Origin of the sequence: Corynebacterium sp. H113 (genome assembly GCF_037572315.1) — a bacterium.
Classification (GTDB): Bacteria; Actinomycetota; Actinomycetes; order Mycobacteriales; family Mycobacteriaceae; genus Corynebacterium.
The window spans coordinates 1-18,937 of sequence record NZ_JBBHKZ010000003.1; the positions used below are offsets into that span (position 1 = coordinate 1).

Annotated in this window: 16 protein-coding genes, 1 rRNA gene and 1 riboswitch; of the genes, 8 read left to right on the top strand and 9 right to left on the bottom strand. The window is 57.0% G+C overall.

Annotated elements, in window-relative coordinates:
• Nucleotides 1–80: ribosomal RNA gene (gene rrf / locus WG938_RS06575) — 5S ribosomal RNA — on the top strand; the annotation flags it as partial.
• Nucleotides 81–238: 158 nt separating this feature from the next.
• Entirely contained in the window at nt 239–1,372 is a 1,134-nt protein-coding gene (locus WG938_RS06580; RefSeq protein WP_339978900.1) for an alpha/beta hydrolase, read from the top strand.
• A 12-nt stretch (nt 1,373–1,384) separates the two neighbouring features.
• Here WG938_RS06580 and WG938_RS06585 read toward each other — a convergent pair whose 3' ends face one another.
• From WG938_RS06585 to WG938_RS06595, 3 genes are read right to left on the bottom strand one after another with little or no spacing between them, the layout of a single operon-like run.
• Complete coding sequence (locus tag WG938_RS06585; protein WP_339978903.1) at nt 1,385–2,023, bottom strand: DUF3239 domain-containing protein; 639 nt, start codon at nt 2,021–2,023, stop codon at nt 1,385–1,387.
• A 43-nt stretch (nt 2,024–2,066) separates the two neighbouring features.
• Entirely contained in the window at nt 2,067–3,746 is a 1,680-nt protein-coding gene (locus WG938_RS06590; protein WP_339978905.1) for a DNA repair helicase XPB, read from the bottom strand.
• A gap of 53 nt (nt 3,747–3,799) precedes the next feature.
• A complete protein-coding gene (locus tag WG938_RS06595; RefSeq protein ID WP_339978907.1) occupies nt 3,800–6,196 on the bottom strand; it encodes a helicase-associated domain-containing protein in 2,397 nt (798 codons plus the stop codon).
• Nucleotides 6,197–6,261: 65 nt separating this feature from the next.
• Here WG938_RS06595 and WG938_RS06600 point away from each other — a divergent pair, with 65 nt between their 5' ends.
• A complete protein-coding gene (locus tag WG938_RS06600) occupies nt 6,262–6,453 on the top strand; it encodes a hypothetical protein (RefSeq protein WP_339978909.1) in 192 nt (63 codons plus the stop codon).
• A 234-nt stretch (nt 6,454–6,687) separates the two neighbouring features.
• Here the strand turns inward: WG938_RS06600 and WG938_RS06605 are convergent, their stop codons facing one another.
• Nucleotides 6,688–7,392 carry a resuscitation-promoting factor Rpf1 domain-containing protein gene (locus WG938_RS06605; RefSeq protein WP_339978911.1) on the bottom strand — a complete coding sequence of 235 codons (705 nt, stop codon included), beginning with the start codon at nt 7,390–7,392 and terminating at the stop codon, nt 6,688–6,690.
• An 18-nt stretch (nt 7,393–7,410) separates the two neighbouring features.
• Nucleotides 7,411–7,606, bottom strand: a riboswitch (cyclic di-AMP (ydaO/yuaA leader).
• 490 nt (nt 7,607–8,096) lie between these two features.
• Between WG938_RS06605 and WG938_RS06610 the strand changes: the two genes are divergently transcribed.
• The gene (locus tag WG938_RS06610; protein ID WP_339978914.1) at nt 8,097–8,531 is read left to right on the top strand and encodes a cold-shock protein; all 435 of its coding nucleotides are present in this window, start codon (nt 8,097–8,099) and stop codon (nt 8,529–8,531) included.
• Between the two features lie 75 nt (nt 8,532–8,606).
• On the opposite strand, the gene WG938_RS06615 is transcribed toward WG938_RS06610, so the two are convergent.
• Together WG938_RS06615 and WG938_RS06620 are read right to left on the bottom strand one after the other, a co-directional pair.
• Nucleotides 8,607–9,137 (bottom strand): DUF2771 family protein, encoded by a 531-nt coding sequence (locus tag WG938_RS06615; RefSeq protein WP_339978917.1) that lies wholly within the window; start codon nt 9,135–9,137, stop codon nt 8,607–8,609.
• Nucleotides 9,138–9,205: 68 nt separating this feature from the next.
• Complete coding sequence (locus WG938_RS06620) at nt 9,206–10,114, bottom strand: glutaminyl-peptide cyclotransferase (protein WP_339978919.1); 909 nt, start codon at nt 10,112–10,114, stop codon at nt 9,206–9,208.
• A 23-nt stretch (nt 10,115–10,137) separates the two neighbouring features.
• Here WG938_RS06620 and WG938_RS06625 point away from each other — a divergent pair, with 23 nt between their 5' ends.
• From WG938_RS06625 to WG938_RS06635, 3 genes are all read left to right on the top strand, one after another.
• Nucleotides 10,138–10,866: a DUF3027 domain-containing protein gene (locus WG938_RS06625; protein WP_339978921.1), complete on the top strand. Its 729-nt coding sequence runs from the start codon at nt 10,138–10,140 to the stop codon at nt 10,864–10,866.
• Nucleotides 10,867–11,077: 211 nt separating this feature from the next.
• A complete protein-coding gene (locus WG938_RS06630) occupies nt 11,078–12,547 on the top strand; it encodes an NCS2 family permease (protein WP_445292908.1) in 1,470 nt (489 codons plus the stop codon).
• Between the two features lie 9 nt (nt 12,548–12,556).
• Complete coding sequence (locus tag WG938_RS06635; RefSeq protein ID WP_339978925.1) at nt 12,557–13,408, top strand: TrmH family RNA methyltransferase; 852 nt, start codon at nt 12,557–12,559, stop codon at nt 13,406–13,408.
• A 3-nt stretch (nt 13,409–13,411) separates the two neighbouring features.
• Here WG938_RS06635 and WG938_RS06640 read toward each other — a convergent pair whose 3' ends face one another.
• From WG938_RS06640 to serC, 3 genes are all read right to left on the bottom strand, one after another.
• On the bottom strand, nt 13,412–14,302 hold the full coding sequence (locus tag WG938_RS06640) for a DUF6928 family protein (protein WP_339978927.1): 891 nt from the start codon (nt 14,300–14,302) through the stop codon (nt 13,412–13,414).
• A 14-nt stretch (nt 14,303–14,316) separates the two neighbouring features.
• Nucleotides 14,317–15,510: a septation protein SepH gene (gene sepH / locus WG938_RS06645; RefSeq protein ID WP_339978930.1), complete on the bottom strand. Its 1,194-nt coding sequence runs from the start codon at nt 15,508–15,510 to the stop codon at nt 14,317–14,319.
• 138 nt (nt 15,511–15,648) lie between these two features.
• Nucleotides 15,649–16,785, bottom strand: a complete 1,137-nt coding sequence (gene serC, locus WG938_RS06650) for a phosphoserine transaminase (protein ID WP_339978932.1) — start codon at nt 16,783–16,785, stop codon at nt 15,649–15,651.
• A 669-nt stretch (nt 16,786–17,454) separates the two neighbouring features.
• Here serC and WG938_RS06655 point away from each other — a divergent pair.
• Nucleotides 17,455–18,750, top strand: coding sequence for a citrate synthase (locus WG938_RS06655; RefSeq protein WP_339978935.1), 1,296 nt, complete (start codon nt 17,455–17,457; stop codon nt 18,748–18,750).
• Nucleotides 18,751–18,937 lie beyond the last annotated feature (187 nt).

Genomic DNA, 18,937 nt, shown 5'->3' on the forward strand with positions numbered 1-18,937 from the left:
TTCCGAACCCGGAAGCTAAGTCTGCCTGCGCCGATGGTACTGCACTCGGGAGGGTGTGGGAGAGTAGGTCGCTGCCGGCATTGTTTTTGTGGGGGTCTGGTCCTTGTGGGCTGGGCCCCCTTTTTTTTTGTGTGCCCGCACTCGAACACACAAGCGAAGGCTGTAGTAGTGGCCTGCCTTGTTGGTGATTGCTGCCTGGTGGGTTAGCCGTGATAAGTGGTATGGCAGTATGTACCGTATGAATCAGCCGACTAGCACTACTGGCTTCACTCCGGTGACCACGGATGAAGGCAAGCTTCAGCAGCTCATTGAGTATCTTGAAGAGCATGTGCCCGCTTATCGTTTTATGTCGACTCCAGTGCCGTGGCAGGGCAGTGAAGACGAAGTTCGTGTAGCGCGAGCGGAAGCGAATACTCGAGCCGCTCGTTTGCCGGACGCTATTGTTCACGCGTCAATGCTGGTTCTTGGTGCTGGAGTGAACCACACGCTGCCCTTCGTCGCATTCGCAGACCCCGCGAGCCTCGTTTTCGACGAGACGACGATCGCAGGAGTTCCGGTGACGGTGTATGTCCCCACAGCTGCTACTGGGGCGGTCGTGGTTGCTGCACATGGTGGTGCTTGGTGGATGGGTAATGGCGTGCTCAGGGAGAATTCTTTTGGCCCTGACTGCGCTGCACTCGCAGAACGTTCCGGTGCGGTGGTCGTCGATGTTGACTACCGTTTGGCTCCTGAACATCCGATGCCAGCGGCCGCAGAAGACGTCAGTGCGGTAGTAAATGAACTGCGCAATGCTGCCTCTGGCTCAGCAGAGTTCCCAGCTGTCTTCCCTGAGGAAGTTCGGGTTCGGACCAACTTGGACGACATCGTCCTTTGGGGTGTGTCTTCTGGCGGGCATACGTGTGTCCGAGCACTTGATTTCATTACGGGCGAGTTGCCGGTCCTTGCGCTCACAGCGCCAGCGTTGGATCTCACTGGCTACTCAGAGGAGCTGTTGACTGCTGTTTTTGGCACTACCGACGCTATCGATCCAACTGTGTCGCCCGTACGACGCACTATCCCGCAGGGACTTCAGGTATTGGTACAGCTCGGCAGCAAGGACGATACTGTCCGTGGTGGTGCCGAGTTCGCTGAGTTGGTCAATGCACATGGCGGTAGTGCGATGGTCAAGACATACCTGGCAACTCATCTAGTCGCTGTACCGGCGGTCCAGCGTGATCGCATCACAGATCTTGCGCGCTTCATTGTGAAGGTTACGCAGACAGAGCGGGAGCTTCCCGACGTCGCGGTAGGCGATTACGACAAAGAAGCGATCGACAAGGCCAATGAAGATTCGTGGGACTGGTCCCAGCAGGCTGGTCGCTACTCCAACTAATCCGGGAGACTGCTAGTCAATAATTAGTAGATCGTGCTTCGTCGCGCGGATATCTGGAACGCGGTCGAGATTGTTCTGCAGCAGCATCCAGTCGGCGTGTGCGATAGTTCGTTCAGCTTCCCGCACAACCTTGGTGTCGCGTGTGCCCCAAGCGATTGGCACGGGCGTGACCTGGTCAAATGAAGCCGAATTCTCCTGGTGATTGCCGCCTACAGCCACCGCTGGCACTCGAGCCCCACGACGACGCGGAACGCCTGAAACTTTCGTGACAGTCCTTAGGGTCAGTGCTCGCTGCGGAGTTCCCCAATTCTGATCCTTGCGCGTATCGACGAGCGCCATGAGCGTCATCGTCCGTGGCTCAACTTCTGCGATCACAGCAGGGCATAGTGGCGACTCGTCGTAAAGCTGTTGAGGTGCGGTGACTGCGGAGCCGAGCTTGACTGATACGAAGAGGTAGAAGACACCGACGACGATCAGGAAGATGGCGAGGTACAGGGTCCATCCGGCACTGCCGAGCCACAACAGCACTCCGGCTGCAATGAGGAGTAGTACCGAAAAGACGATGCCCGAAGTTTTGAGTCGACGGCCGTCGCGGTAGTACTCGTTGTTTTCCTTGTTGTGGTTTTCATCAACGGGAAAAGTAAAGCTCATTGTGCTGAGTGTCCTTGGTAGGTCAGTGCTGATAGTTCGACGTCTAAGAGAGTTCGTCGCCGGGAAGCGTGGGGCCAAGCAGCTCGTCGGCATCGACGATGCGATATGCGTAGCCCTGCTCTGCGAGGAAACGCTGCCTGTGTGCCGCATATTCAGTATCCAGGGTATCCCGCGTCACCACTGAATAGAAGATTGCGCCACCGCCGTCGGCCTTCGGCCGGAGCAACCGTCCGAGGCGCTGTGCTTCCTCCTGGCGAGAGCCGAAGGTTCCAGACACCTGGACTGCGACGGATGCTTCAGGAAGGTCGATGGAGAAATTTGCGACCTTACTGACGACGAGAGTTGTTAATTCTCCACTGCGGAACTGATTGAAAAGCTTCTCGCGCGTGGCGTTGGGAGTCTTGCCATCGATGACCGGTGCGTTTAGTGCTTCGCCGAGTTCTTCAAGTTGGTCAAGGTACGCGCCAATGACAAGTGTGGGTTCGCCCTTGTGGCGCTCCAAGATCTTCGTGACCACGGGGATCTTCGTCGGTGTGGTGGCAGCCAGGCGGTACTTGTCATTTGCTTCGGCGACGGCGTAGACCATGCGCTCGGCCTCTGTTGCAGTGACGCGGACTTCGATGCAATCGGCGGGAGCGATCCAGCCTTGGGCTTCGATGTCTTTCCACGGAGCGTCGTAACGCTTTGGCCCGATTAGGCTGAAGACGTCGCCTTCGCGGCCGTCCTCGCGAACCAAGGTGGCGGTCAGACCGAGGCGTCGACGCGACTGCAGATCTGCGCTCATGCGGAAAACTGGGGCAGGGAGAAGGTGGACTTCGTCGTAGATGATGAGGCCCCAGTCGCGGGAATCGAAAAGTTCGAGGGCACGGAACTCGCCCTTGGTTTTGCGCGTGACCACTTGGTAGGTCGCGATGGTGACCGGACGGATTTCCTTGCGTTCGCCCGAGTACTCGCCGATTTCGTCTTCGCTTAGCGACGTACGCTTGAGCAGCTCATCGCGCCACTGACGTCCAGCGACAGTATTAGTGACCAGGATCAGCGTCGTGCGCTGTGCATCGACCATGGCAGCAGCGCCGACGATGGTTTTGCCCGCACCACAGGGCAAGACAACGACACCAGAGCCACCTTCCCGGAAGGAATCCGCTGCGTGACGCTGGTAGTCGCGGAGCTCCCACACGTCACCGTTGCCGTCCCACGAGATGGAGTGTGCCTCGCCGTCGACGTATCCGGCGGTGTCGCGGGCTGGCCAGCCAACCTTCAGCAGTTCCTGCTTGATGCGTCCTCGTTCGGAAGGGTGGACGGTCCACGTATCGTCGTCGATCTGCTCGCCGAGCATCGGGCGAATTTTCTTGTGACGAGTCACTTCAGTCAGCACGGCAGGATCCGTCGACTCCAGCACAAGGCCGTGAGCCGGATGCTTGAGCAAGGTCAAGCGTCCGTAGCGGTCCATGGTTTCTGCGACGTCGACAAGTAGAGGCTGCGGAACCGGGAACCTGGAGTAGGTTTCGAGCACATCGACGACTTGCTCCGCATCGTGACCAGCAGCGCGGGCGTTCCACAGCGCCAGCGGTGTGATTCGGTAAGTGTGGATGTGCTCGGGAGCGCGCTCCAGTTCAGCGAACGGCGCAAGCGCGGCACGGGCAGCCTCGGCTTCAGCGTGATCGATTTCCAGCAGGACAGTCTTGTCCGATTGCACAATGAGTGGACCAGTGCCGAAAGCCATAAGCCACCAAACCTCTCTAATAGAGCCAAAACTCCATTATGGCCTGCTTCGGGCTAATCGTCTAACACGACTTCTGTTACTCGGTGCAGCAGGAAGCGTAAAACTTGGCCGGTTGCCGGATCGATCGCGTCGACTTGCCCACCGGATACGGTAGCGGGGCGCACTTTACGACGTCCCTTGTGCCCATTTCGATCCACGTAACCGATAGTGACATCACGGCCAGCTCGGCATGCTCGCTGCAGAAGCGAAAGGGCAGCGGCGCCGCTTGCAGGATCGTCGTCCATGTCGATCCGAGTGGATGGATCACTATCTTTCGCTCGGTCGCCCGCTCGCATTGATTCGAGAGCTTGGCTGATACGACCGGCGTCGGTAACTGTTTCTGGTCGTGCTGCGGGACGTCGAGGGGCATCTGACGTGCGGAAAGGTTCCGGCGACAAGTCTAGTGCTGCGCCAAGAGCGTCTTCGGCGGTGGCGGAATGCCCCGCATCGCGAAGTGCATTCATGACTTGAACGAGCGGCGCTTGCGAGACTGCAACAGTATCTGCAATGAGTCGTAGACCAAATTGCGTGGCGACGGGTGTCGACATGATGTTGGCGAGCACAGCTGGGTCATCACACCGTATATAACTGGCTGCAGGGCCACCGCGAACGAGGCCGTGTCGGCGCGCAACGTCATCGATCAAATAGGTGATGGATTGGGGCACATCGCTGAGCGAGCGTTGCGCCAGGAAATCCTGGATATCGCGGGCTGCCACTCCGGAATCTAGCGCTCTGCGAACGGAGGTTTCGGTCACTCTGTAGACGCTGGCAAGTCCCGGAGATTCCAAATCAGCGAAGGACTCAAGCATGGTGGCAAGAGCGGGTGCTGCGGGTCCTGGTACCAAAATGGTGAGATCTGCCTGCGCCATGATGCTCTCGGTCGGCGCCGGTAACAATGGGGCTAGTGTGTCCGCAACATCATCAGCTGAACTACCTACAGCGACCCGACCTGCCGAAGTCACCGCAACGGCATCTCCTTGCACGACAACGAGGCCAAGGGCTGCTAGGTCGTCGAGGGCAGCGTCGAGAAGCTCGGTCGCTGTGCGTGCTGCCAGAATCGGACGTTGGGTGGCAAAGACCGTTCGGAAGTCAGCGACGGCTGAACTCGGTGCTGTGCCGTCAATGGCTGGGCATGCCTGAACGAGCACATCGAGGATTGCGTGGCGCAGTGGTGGCAGCGTTGATAAGCGTGCGTGGGCTGACAACAGCGCAATTTTCTTACCATCGGGACCCGGGGTACCAACGAGCCATGGGGCGAAATCGTGGCGCAACCACGCCTGAATGAGCAGTGCCCACCGCTGCGCAGCTGTCGCTTCGAAGAACTCATCGGTAGCTGCCATAGGAGTGAAGTAGTCGCCACCAGTGTCATTGGGTGGCAGCGGATGAGGCGTGCCGACGGTGGCCAATAAAGCAGCCTCCGCGTAGGACATGGCGCGGGAGAGCTCTGCTTCCGAACAACCAATATCGGATAGGAGGCTGCGATGCTCGCGAACCCCGATCACTCCGTCTTTCAGCGTTGGCGACGGATCATGGCTGAGCCGAGTCAATAGGTCTGCTGTTATGCGCAACAACTCGAGAACGTTACCGGCAGCTCGGCCATCGATATCGCGAATCGGAGTTGTGTCGGGCGTACTCGGGCGCAGAATGACGGGCACATCGGGGATCGCAGCACCACGCATGACTGCTCGCACACGAGAAGGCAGCCGAACAGTTGACGAGTCGACGCGTTCTAACAATCCGTTCGCAATGAGTCGAGGTACCGGCAACGACGGATCCGCATCGGGGTCGGCATCTTTGGTGGTACCGAGTCCGCCAGCTTCGGCCAGCGTGGTGAGGAGTCGAGATTGCTTGGTGTCGACGTCGTCAAGTAGAGCCCGAATAGTGGCGACCGAAGGCGCACCTGGAGTGGGTAGAATCGACCACCCTGGTGGTAGCGAACTGGAAATCTCGTCGACCAGCATCAACTGGTCTTCGAAGGGGAGTGGCTTCTTTCGCGAGGACTTTCCGACAAACGTGCCACCACCACCTGGTCCATTGCCGTAGACAACACCGAGCTGACGAAGCTCGTCTGCAGCAGCCCTGATATGGGTCGCGGTAGGTCGCTGGTTACGATCGATCTTGGCCTTTTCTAAGGAGTCGCCGATGTTCTCGATGATTGTAGACATCGCGACGGGGTCGAGTTCAGCGCCGGCGCTTGCTGCTGCTTCAATGACCGCGAGCTGCAGTGCCGTAAGTTCGGGCAACATGCGCATGATGGACGCACGAAGCTGTAGCCGAGCAGCAAGGACATCCGTGGAACGCGGAGGCGGGGAGACCGCATCCGGTCGCTTATGCAGCAACTCAATGAGGAATCGATCGGGGCGATCTTCCAACCATTGGCGGAATTGAGGGAAGGGGGTGATTTCGGTCATGACAACCCCCACCTTAGTGAGTAGAAAACGTGACTGTGCGTCGACTTTCTGAGAGAATCAAATCTATGGCTAACGTTCAGAAGAAAAACCAGTACGTCGATGCAGGCTGGCCACAGGATCTCGAGCCTGGACAGCATGCGGTTACAGAGCTCATTGCAAAGCACGCTGGTGCGGACTCTCCATTTGGCTCCATTGAGTTCCCAGTTCCTGCAGAGGATCTGCATTACGTGCACCCAACCACGATTATTAACAAGTAGTCGCTGACGTCACGTTAGCGCTTTAGTGTGCTGATGACCGCGCATGTCCTGGTGGGCGTGCGCGGCTTTCGCCTTTCCAAAACCGATCTATAATTGATCGCATCGGCCTGAATGGCGCCAGCTGGACTGCGCTAGCTGGTTGGCGCAAACAAGAAACCGCCCTGCACTCCATTGTTGGAGTAGGGCGGCTTCTTTGTAGGTATTCGTCAGTGCAACACTGGCGACCTTCCAAACTTAGAAAGGCAAGCCTGGGATAGCTGGCATTGCTGGAACCTGTGGGGTGTCGAAGCCCATTGCAGGCAGCTGAGGCATTGCTGGCATTGCTGGAACCTGTGGGGTGCCACCGTAGCCGTTGATTGCGATGTTGAAGAAGTTGGTGATCTCGGCTGGAACTGGCATACCAGCTGCGTTTGCAACGCCCTGGACCTCGTTCATGATCGCCTGCAGGTCGCCAGCGGTAGCTGCGCGGGACATACGATCAATGACACGCTGGATCGAAGCCGGGTCGGTCAGGTTGATGCCAGCAGCTGCGTTATTGGGACCAGTAGATGGGGTAACGCCGTTGACTGGCTTTGGACGCTCGGTTGGGCCGGAAGAGAGGCCGAGACGCTGGGAGCAAGCAGGCCATGCGTTCCAACCCTGGGACGCTAGAACCTTTTCAGCAACCCAGATCTGCTGATCCTTGGTTGCACGGTCAGCGGTTGGAGCGAACTCGCCACCGCCGAAGCCGGTCCAGGTGCTTGGGCTGAACTGCAGGCCACCGTAGTAGCCGTTGCCGTTGTTGATGTGCCAGTTGCCACCGGACTCGCACTCGGCCAGGCGCTCCCAGTCGGAGTAAGGAGCAGCGGATGCTGCTGGTGCGAATGCAGCGGCGCCGAAGCCAACTGCGAGGCCTGCGATGGCGACCTTTGCTGCGGTGTTCTTGGTGTTGCGAGCCATGATGGAATGTCCCTCTCGTTGTACTTTTGGTGTCGCCGTCGGGGTTAGCTGTCGGATTCGGGCGGAAGGATTGCCCGGCGGACGGATGTCCGGCCTCACCCCAAGGATGCAAGCGCAATATGAGTTCAACGATGTGCTTGTCCAACAAAAGCCACAGGCGAGCTGTTGCTTTGTGGTTTCCCCGACCCCGTTCTTCGATCAGGATGTCCCTGTGAAATTGTGTGGCGTAGCAGTGTGTTTAGTGTCGCCCAGAACGGGGTTTGGCGAAATGCGACCACGCTGCCATGCGCTTCGTAACAGCACGGTAGCGGTTTGTAACGGAATAGTCACGCTAAATCGCCGAGAGAAGATTTATTATTAAAAGTGATAACATTGGCCGAACTTCCTATAATCCCAGGGTGAATCCGCAGATGAAAGCAGAGTGGCACATGTGAATTACCCCTAAAGTGGTGAAGTTCACGTTATAAAGTCGTTATCAGTCCGTGAGTTCCCGAATTCCCAATGGTTCTTCAGTGTCTGGTCAGTGGCGAGGCCGTCGAAAAGTGTTTATCTAAACGGATGCTGTACACTTGTATTCTTTAACAATTATCAATTGTCGCTCGTGACCAGGCGCGAACAGTCGGCTAGTACTAGAAACTATTGCTAGTGCCGATGGCTCCATTGAAAGTGCGCGACAATCGAGTGATGAAGAAAGGTGATGTCACGTGCCGATCGGCAAAATGAAGTGGTACGACAAAGACCGTGGCTTCGGCTTTGTTTCAAATCCAGATGGCGAAGACGTGTACGTCGGCCATGCGGTCTTGCCGGAGGGTGTAGAAGAGCTCCACCAAGGCCAGCGTATCGAGTACGACTACGCAGATGGTCGGCCAGGCCCGCAGGCATTGCGCATCAGCGTTCTCTCCGAGCCACAGCGTCGCGGTGGACGTGGGCGAGGAGGTCAGGGCGGCCGAGGTCAAGGTGCCCGCAAGCCAGTGAAGCGACACAGCCCGAGCGAGCTCAATGGAATGATTTCGGACATGATTTCGATGCTGGAAAACACAGTCCAGCATGATTTGAAGTCAGGGCGCTACCCGGATCGTAAGCACGGCCATCAGGTTGCAGAAGTCCTGCGCGCAGTGGCGCGGGAGCTTGATGCATAAACTCTGAAGGACCCTGAGGTCCTTGAGATCTGTTTAGTCCGAGCTAGCAGTTATTGGCACGCAATTGCTTTGCCGCTACATTGCCGCCGAGTCGTTGACGATTGACCACGTAATTCCGTAGGTCGTCTCTTCGCCGGCGGCATTTTTGCCAACGACAGCAGTAGAAACTTCAACAACACCAAGTGGCGTGCGTTCGCCATTGACAGAGGTAGAGCCAGCGATAGTCTCGTTCATGGCCTCGCCAGGTTCCTTCACGGACTCGGAGTTCACAGACTCATCCGAGAAAAATCGCTGTACAGTCCACTTACCTGAACCGACCTCTTTGCCCACATTCAGTTCGCCTGTTTCTTCCAAGCCCAACTTGATGTGCGCGGCATTTGCTTCGGTGACGGTACACGCATCCTGTTCGAATAGGTCGCACACACGGTATGGTTTGACGACGACGTCCTCGTCGCCCTTCTTCCATTCGATGGTGAGAGCGTTCGGGTCTTCAATAGCGCGATCACTGAATTTGTCGACAGCGATGACGATGACAGTAATGATCAATCCGACACCAAGGATAAGCCCAATCAGCTGGAGGGCTTTCTTCCTGTTCTTACGTGCCATCGTGGATGCTCCTTGAAGATTGCTTGCGTGTTCGCTGTACCCTACCCGGGGCAGGTCTCTAGGTGAGCTTAGCGCTTCTGCCGGGGAACGAATTCCACCTGGTACAACGTTGGCCAATACTTGCCGGTTACAAGAAAAGTTCCGGTGCCCCGGTAGGCGGCGATGCCGTTCAGCACGTCGGCTCGTGCGCGTGCTTCGGTAGGTAGCTGGTTAACCAGTTCCGTCGCATCAGCTTCACCGGTGACGTGCCCGGTTGCAGGGTCAATCCGCAGAATCGTGTTCGTCTGCCAGACATTCGCCCATACCTCTGGCCCACGAGAACCCTGGACACATTCCAACTCGTTCAATGCAGTGGCCGGAGTTTCTCCATTGGTGACATCAACTCCACCGGTGACACCGAACGTGTCAGGATCGCGGAATTGTAGATGGCCACTCCCATCAGACATCACCAATTTGTCTTGGAATGCACAGATGCCCCAGCCTTCGCCGTCGTAACGCACGCGACGCTGTTCTTGCAACGTTGCGACATCCCGTGCAATAGCGACATTCTCGCGCCAGGTCAATTGCCAGACAGTGTCATCGGCAATCGTGATGCCCTCGCCAAATAACCCTGGTTCGAGCTTGTGTTGCTCCGACTTCGTGCCGGGCGTTGCGCCATTGCTCGGCCAATTCTTAACGCGGTAGATCTCGGATTCGTTATACATGCCCGTACCAACGACGAGGTTGAAATCCTTGTCCAGCTCCAGCCCCTGCGTAAAAGCACGCGGGTCCGAAGGATGCTTTGCGACGATTCGGACATCAAATTGAGTTGGTTGACCAGGCAACGGGTCGTCGGCAGCTGAGGAGTCGTCAGCATCACCGCAACTTGTCATCGCTGTCGTACTTGTGGCAAGAGCCAGACAAGCGAACAGGGTGCGCTTGTTGACGCGAAAATGGCTTGACATGCCTGCAGGAGCGACCAACGTCTGGAGGTTCATCCCTATCACTCTAGGATGGCAGTGTGACTGACAATCGACGACGTTCACAGAATCGGCAACGCCGCGATGGTGCTGCAGGCGGGCGAGTAGTAGCCGGCAAGGCCATGGAAGTAGCTCGCGAGGCTATTGAAGACCTCGGCGAAGGCCCCGCAGGCGAGCACGTAGGCGTGGCTATGACGTCTCCTGGCGTCGCGGTGCACCGTTTCCAACCGAATCTTCCTGGGTACCGGGGTTGGGAATGGCACGTCGTGGTGGCCGTGGCTGAGGGGTCGAAGTACATCACCGTCAGTGAAGTTGCGTTGGTTCCCGGTGACACTGCGCTGCAGGCACCGGAGTGGATTCCGTATGAGGATCGCATTCGGCCGGGAGACTTAGGACCCCGTGATCTCATGCCACCAGCACCTGACGACGAGCGGTTGACCCCAGGCGAACCAAATGTTCGCGAGCTTACCGAGCAGGGCAAGAGAGCTGCCGATGCTCGCTGGAAGTCCGGGGAAACTGGACCTCATAGCGAATTCGCAGTCAATTCGCTCCTAAATTGTGGCTCCTGTGCATTCCATATTCCGTTGTCCGGAACACTAGGCCGGGATTGGGGCGTATGCGTGAACGAGTGGGCTTTCGACGGTTCTGTTGTCCATCATGGTCACGGCTGTGGTGCGCATTCCGCCACACCTGAAGTCGTTGGCCACGGCGTGCCAGATAAGCAGGCATTCGATGATCAAGAGATTGTCGAACGGACGGAACTCAATTAAAAGGCTGAATATATCGACTCGGCACGCCTCCGCCACCGGCTAAGTTTTGCTCTACCCCGGGTATGGGCTGCAAAATTGGTAATGCACGGCTTTCCCGTCACTCGATTCACTTTTGTCGAGTGCATCGCGGAAGCCCGATTTGCTCGCCTGTAGGGAGAAAAATATGAGCCGAGATTCTGTTCCAGAATCACAACAAGCACCAGCCACTGCGGTGGCTGACACTGCACAGAAAGATCAATCTTCCGTCAGTGCGGTCGATCGATTTTTCAAGATCACAGAGCGTGGATCGTCTGTAGTCACCGAGGTCCGTGGCGGCGTCGTCACGTTCTTCGCAATGGCGTACATCATCCTGCTGAACCCGATCATTCTTGGCAATATCGCAGACCATACGGGCGCGACCCTGGGGATGTCCCGCGTTGCAGCGGTCACTGCGTTCGCCGCCGGTGTTCTCACCATTGCCTTTGGTGTTTTTGCTCGTTACCCGTTCGGTATTGCTGCTGGTCTTGGCATCAATACCTTGGTTGCCGTGACCTTTGTTGCCAACGAAGGATTGTCGTGGCCTGAAGCCATGGGCCTCGTGGTGCTCGACGGCATCATCATTGTTGCGTTGGCCGTTTCCGGTTTCCGAACTGCAGTGTTCAACGCCATTCCACCTTCAATGAAGGCAGCTCTTACTGTCGGCATTGGCATGTTCATTGCCATGATCGGACTTGTCGACGGCGGACTGGTACGCCGCATCCCCGATGCAGCGCAGACTACTGTTCCAGTACAGCTCGGCATTGACGGGCAGATTGCCTCCTGGCCAACGGCCGTCTTCGTGCTCGGCATTTTGATCTGTGGCGCTCTGGTCGTCCTTCGTGTTCCTGGTGGCTTGTTCATCGGCATTGTCGTGAACACGATCATTGCGCTGATTGTGGAAGCCATTGTGAAGGCTGGCCCGTCAATGGTGGACGGTAAGCCATCGCCAACTGGCTGGAACTTGGCTGTGCCGACTACCCCGGACGGAGTAGGCGGGCTCCCGGATCTCTCGCTCATTGGCAAGTTTGATCTCTTTGGCGCTTTCATCAACGTCGGCGTCATCGGTGCGACGATGCTGCTATTCACCCTCGTCCTGGCGAACTTCTTCGATGCTATGGGCACGATGACCGGCCTGGGCAAGCAAGCTGGTTTGGCGGACGAGAACGGCGTTTTGCCGGATATGAAGCGCGCTCTTGTTGTCGAAGGCTTTGGTGCGGTAGTCGGTGGTGCTGTGTCCGGTTCGTCAAACACGGTTTACGTTGACTCCGCAGCGGGTATTGCTGACGGTGCCCGTACCGGCCTCGCCAACATTGTCACTGGCGTGCTGTTCCTGCTGGCTATGTTCTTCACACCGCTGTACGAGATCGTTCCTATCGAAGCTGCTGCGCCAGTTCTCGTTATCGTTGGCGCGATGATGATGGCTCAGATTAAGGACATCGACCTCAATCGCTTTGACATCGCGCTGCCAGCATTCCTGACGATCGTCGTCATGCCATTCACGTACTCCATCGCTAATGGTATCGGCGTTGGCTTCATTACCTACGCAGTGATGGCTATGTTCTCTGGCCGTGCGAAGCAAGTACACCCACTGATGTGGGTCGTTGCATTGCTGTTTGTTGTGTACTTCGTTGCCGATCCGATTATGAATCTGCTTGGCGCATAGTATTTCGGTATGACCGAAACCTTCCGCTTCACCCAGATTCCCGAAGCTTCCGATCCTCGTTTGGATGACATTCGAAATCTGAATCACTCTGACTCCCGCCCGGACCTTCCCGGCGGGAAGGGGTTGGTGATTGCGGAAGGTTTTCTTGTTGTGCCACGCCTCATCGAATCCCGATTCCCTCTCCGCGCGATTTTTGGCACCGCGCCAAAGCTTCAGAAGCTTTACGACGAACTCAGTTCGCAACAACTCACCATTGCTACGACGGTGCCGTGGTACGAGATCACCAGGCAGACGATGGCGGAGGCAGCGGGCTTCGACATGCATCGCGGACTGCTGGCTACCGCTGACCGCGCACCAGAAATGACGGTCGCGGAGGTGGTTAATGACGCCCGAACACTGTTGGTACTGGAAGGCGTCGGTGACCACGAAAACATCGGGTCTCTGTTCCGCAATGCCGCAGGCATGGGCGTCGATGGTGTGTTGTTTGGTGCAGCCTGTGCGGATCCGCTGTATCGGCGAAGCGTACGGGTATCCATGGGGCACGTCTTGCGCACTCCGTTTGCCACGCTTCCTGGTCGTACGACAACATGGCAGCACAGCCTCGACGGCTTGAAGGACGAAGGTTTTCGCGTAGTGTCCATGACTCCGGGCGATGGTGCAGTGCCGCTGTGGCAGGCCATGGAGGCAGAAAAAGTTGCCATTTTGGTTGGCGCTGAAGGACCTGGGCTCACGGAGCACGCCATGCGTGCCACTGATGTCCGCGCCCGTATCCCCATGCAGCCAGGTACAGATAGCCTCAACGTCGCTACAGCCGCTGCTATCGCCTTTTACGAGCGCCTTCGGGTCGTCGAAAGTAGCTAACGCTTAGCGACGGTTACGTCGCTGCAGCAGTCCCCAGGCCTTGGCCGAGAGTGTCTTGACTCCGTGAATAGCATTGACACCTAAACGCGCCGTGTCACGACCTAACCGGGAGAATCCGCGAGTGACAATTTCCGGCGCATTTCGATCATCGACGAGGTCGTGGACTTCGTAGTCGTCGTAATCCGTGACATCGTCTGGCTGCTGCGGGGTCCTAGCGTTCACGCGTGCTCGCCGGGGTGGGGGAGGCGGGATGTCCTTCACCTTGCGGCCATCGACTGCGAATGCACTGACCGGGATATCCGGTGCCTGGGCGGTGGGGTCGAAGCCCAGCCATGATGAAATGACAGCTTGTGCCATGTCGATTGGTGCGAATGGCAAGCGCACGCCTCGATCAATGTCGAACTCCGGCGATTGCAGATACGCCTCGTCTTGCGGGGTTCGTCGGCCTGCCCAAAAGTCACCCTCGACTGGATCGGGCAAGCCTTCGTCTTCGACAATTTTGTACGGTGTCGCGGAGAAAGCACGCTTCAGCACGCCTGCTCGCCAATGTGCGAACGCGCCGAAACCAGAAACCGGGTCTTCTGCGGTGACAAACACGTCTGTCGCAGCTATGCCACGCAGGTAGCGCTGTGGGAGGTCGGAGATCTTCGCGACGTCGTCAAGTACGGTTTGAACTACTGCAAGCCCGTCGAAACCCCCGATATAAAACTCATGCGGGCCGGCATGTGCGGACCGGTTCAGCGGGAAATCGCCGATCGGGGTCAGCGTGATGCGAGGATCGAGCAGAGCTAGGTATTTGCGACCGAAACCACGGTCGTGACCAGGCTCAGCGTTCAACACCGCTAGAGGGTCAGCGGAGCTGACAAACCACAGAGTCACCACGAGAGGGCGCATTTTCGTGGAAGCTCCTACTTCTTAGGTTCTTTAGGTCGAACGCCCAGAAGAACATCTTCCCAGGACGGCATGACCGTCTTACGACGACGCTTCGGGTGCTCTCCTTCATCTGGATGCTGGAGGAAGCTATCGAGATCGTCGTCATCGTTCGAATCGGCGTGGCCCTGTGCAGACTGAGCAGCATCGCCGAATCGAGTCTGGGCGGTATTGCTAGACGGGATGTGGGTTGGTTCGCCATCACGGTCAGCGCTCTTGTCGCCGGCTGGGTCGGTGTCATTGGCGACCGGACGAATCCACGTGCTTGGCAGACGCTGCGGAGATGACAGATTGTCCTGTCCAACCGCACTATTCTGACGACGTGTGAAGTCAGGATCCACCAGCTCAGCAGCTAGCTCGTTGCGAGAAACCGTCAGTGCGTGTGAACCATCCGCCTGGTAGCTCCACTCTGCGAGATTCTCCGTGTGCCCGACATTCCAGGCGACCGAGACGATCCACTGTCCGGTCGGATCGCGACGTGCATCCCACTTCGCATCGGACAATTCTTGTCCTCGAGCAGCAAAAGCCGTCGCCAAGATCTCCCACAGCGTGAGTTTCGCCGGTCCATCCGAACGACGAGGACGAGACTGCTTGCCTAGTTCCGCGATACGGGCACGCTCCGCCAGCACAGGGTGCGCAAAAGGCTCGATCTTCTTTGCAGCCATGCCACTGAACTCGACGAGTTCCTCAACGGTTGCGCCGCCACGAATACGTTCCTGAATCTCACGTGGACGCAAAATTACGCGTGGTTCTGGCGCTCGAGGCGGCAATGGCTTTGCGACGGGAGCCTTCGGTGCAGCAGCCTCAACTGTGGCTTCATTATCCGAGTCATCGTCAGCTGCGGTATTGGTATCTGTCGCCACGTCTCCCACAGGGCTGTCTGCTTCAGGTTCTGCCTCTGCGACGGCATCGTGGCCGGCAGTTGCATCGCTTGCATCTGTTGCGTCGGTTGCGTCAGCATCGAGGAATGCTTGAGCGCTATCTTCGGCGGACTTGACCTCAGGAGTTACCGAGTTGGCCGAGTCTGCATTTTCAGCAACGGTGTTGGCGAGGGTGGCACGGAGGTCGTCGGTAAGTGGAAGCCGGAACTGTTCAGTTCCGTCACCGTCAACAGGGGTGAGAATCAACTCCCCGGACTCACCGCCGTCCTTGACGAGCTTGAGCTCCCGCATGCGAAAACCTCCTACAGGAATGGCGGACATTAATACCTTCATGCTAAACGACAACACCCCCAGCACGCGTACATCTTGACAATGTGGCGTGTGTGGGGGTGTGGAGACGGAAAAGTCGTGGAAAAGACCTAACTGTTTCTACTTAGCTGCGTGGCCGTTGTCCAGAATCCAGTCGATCGCGCCGGTCAGCTTCTGGATGTCAGATGGCTCGATTGCTGGGAACATGCCGATACGCAGCTGGTTGCGACCCAGCTTGCGGTACGGCTCGGTGTCGAGGATGCCGTTAGCGCGCAAGATCTTCGCGATAACTGCAGCGTCGATGTCATCGTTGAAGTCGATGGTGCCGACGACGAGGGAACGCTTGGCAGCATCTGCGACGAATGGAGTAGCCTCAGCGCGCTGTTCAGCCCACGTGTACAGAGTCGACGAAGACTCCGTGGTGCGTGCCACCATGCCATCGAGGCCACCATTCTCGTTCATCCACTTGACCTGGTTAGCCAGCATCAGCATCGTGCCGACGGCTGGAGTGTTGTAAGTCTGGTTCTTGCGAGAATTGTCGACTGCGGTCTGCAAGTTCAGGAATGCAGGGATGAAGCGGTCAGACGAATTGATCTTCTCAATGCGCTCGATAGCTGCTGGAGACATCGCTGCCAACCAGATGCCACCGTCGGAGGCAAAGCACTTCTGCGGCGAGAAGTAGTAAACGTCAGCCTGCGACATATCGACTGGAAGGCCACCTGCGCCGGAGGTTGCGTCGATAGCTACGAGCTGACCGTCCGAACCCTCTGGGCGAGTAACTGGAACCATTGCGCCAGTCGACGTCTCGTTGTGAGCCCAGCCAATGAGGTCTACGCCCTCTTCGCCAGCGACTACTGCTGGAGCGTCGCCTGGCTCGCCTGAAATAACCTGTGGTGCATCAAGCCAAGGAGCCTGGCTGGCGGCCTTAGCGAACTTCGAGGAGAACTCGCCATAAGAAAGGTGTGCGGACTTCTTTTCGATCAGGCCAAAGGTTGCTGCATCCCAGAATGCCGTAGCGCCACCGAGGGAGAGCACGATCTCGTATCCCTCTGGGAGCTGAAATAGCTCGGAAAGACCCTCGCGTACTTCGCCCACAACGTTCTTTACAGCTAGCTGACGGTGGGACGTACCCATGACGGAAATGCCGCCGTCGACGACGGCCTGGATCTGAGGAGCGCGAACCTTAGAAGGACCGCAACCAAAGCGTCCATCAGAAGGGATGAATTCTTCGGGGAGAGCAGGGAACTGATCGCTCATGAGGTGCAACCTTTCGGTGGAAAGCAGTTGACTCCGACTTTAACCCCCCTCGTTTCAGGTTGGTCAGCAGGGTTCCTTTAACGATTCCCCCCGCTTCTCCCCCGTTTTTTCATGTTTGCAACGTTTTGTTGTGAGTTAGCTCATTTTGTGAAGTTTGCAAATCTTGGCCGTTTCTTAAAATGTCCAGGGGAAAGTAGCGGATTTGAAGGGGGATCCTGTGGGTCGACTGGGGGAGGAGACCGAAAATGGGTGAATTAATCACAATTTTTCAAATATGTTTGTTTCTGAACAGTTGGCAATCTGGGGCACGTCCAAAAAGTTGCGATATCCGGGGAAAATAACAATGTTGACCGGCGGTTGAGGCGTGGATAGGGTGGGGGTTGGACCTGGTTTTCCTTAGTGTGACGCGTCGCATTTTCGGTGCGATTTGGGGGTGGGGGTGTTGCGCCCCTCACACTCTTTGCTAGAGTGTGCCCTAATCCACTGCTGTCGGTTGAGATGTTCTCGGCCGGGCTCTAGTGTGAAGCGGGCGAAGATTATTCGCATCGGGCAAGATTTCACTGGGGTGCTGTTACTGCAAAAGAGTTTGCGGGGGCAGCCTGGGCCGTGGCCGGTATCAAATCCGGATGGTCTCATCGACACGAATTAATTGACATCGAAAGGGAAGTTGTGGCTACTGAAAACGACAAGGCCGTACTCCATTACCCTGGCGGCGAGTTCGAAATGGACATCGTCAAGGCAACTGAGGGCAACGACGGTATTGCACTGGGCAAGCTCCTCCAGGAAACCGGTCTTACCACCTTCGACCCTGGTTACGTAGCTACCGGTTCTACCGAATCGAAGATCTGCTACATCGACGGTGCCAATGGCATTCTGCGCTACCGCGGTTACCCAATTGAGCAGCTGGCAGAAAAGGCAACCTTCAATGAGGTTTCCTACCTTCTTATCAACGGTCACCTGCCAACCAAGGCTGAGCTCGAAGAGTTCAACTACGACATTCGTCACCACACCTTGCTGGACGAAGACTTCCGTAGCGCGTTCCACATTTTCCCTCGTAACGCTCACCCAATGCAGACCTTGGCATCCTCGGTGAACATTCTGGCTTCCTACTACCAGGATGACCTCGACCCATTGGATCCAGAGAAGCGCGCACTTGCTGCTTCGCGTCTGATGGCAAAGGTCCCAATGCTGGCTGCATACGCTTACCGTGCATCCAAGGGTGAGCCTTACATGTACCCAGATAACAAGCTGAATGCTCGTCAGAACTTCCTTCGTATGATGTTCGGTTACCCAACCGAAGAGTACGAGGTTGATCCAGTGATCGTTGACGCACTGGACAAGCTGCTCATTCTGCACGCTGATCACGAGCAGAACTGCTCCACCTCGACCGTTCGCATGGTTGCATCTTCCGGTGCTTCGATGTTCGTCTCCATTGCTGCTGGCATCAACGCCCTGTCCGGCCCACTGCACGGTGGTGCTAACCAGGCTGTTCTGGAGATGTTGGAAGACATCTACGAGAACCACAATGGCGATGCAACCGAGTTCATGAACCGCGTGAAGAACAAGGAGCCAGGCGTTCGCCTCATGGGCTTCGGTCACCGCGTGTACAAGTCCTACGACCCACGTGCAGCTATCGCAAAGAAGACGGCTCACGAGGTTCTCGCACACCTCGGTGGCGACGACCTGCTGGATCTGGCTATGAAGCTCGAAGAGATCGCCCTTGCAGACGACTACTTCGTGTCCCGTAAGCTCTACCCGAACGTTGACTTCTACACCGGCCTGATCTACCGCGCGATGGGCTTCCCAACGGACTTCTTCACCGTCCTGTTCGCACTGGGTCGTCTCCCCGGCTGGATCGCTCACTTCAACGAGCAGGTCACCGACCCAGCATCGAAGATCAACCGTCCTCGCCAGATTTACACCGGTGAGACCGAGCGCGATTTCGTTCCTCGCGAGGAGCGCTAATCCGTGGCTAGCAGCTTGCTAGTGAATTGAGGCCATAAGCGTCTGAACTGCCACAACGGTGTGGTAGCGCAGACGCTTTTGCTTTTTGCCGACATCCACGGTGAAGGCGCGAGCCTTGTTCTTGTCACCACAAAACCTAGGTCAAAGCTGCACACGCTACTGTTGTTTGCCTAATATCGAAGAGATA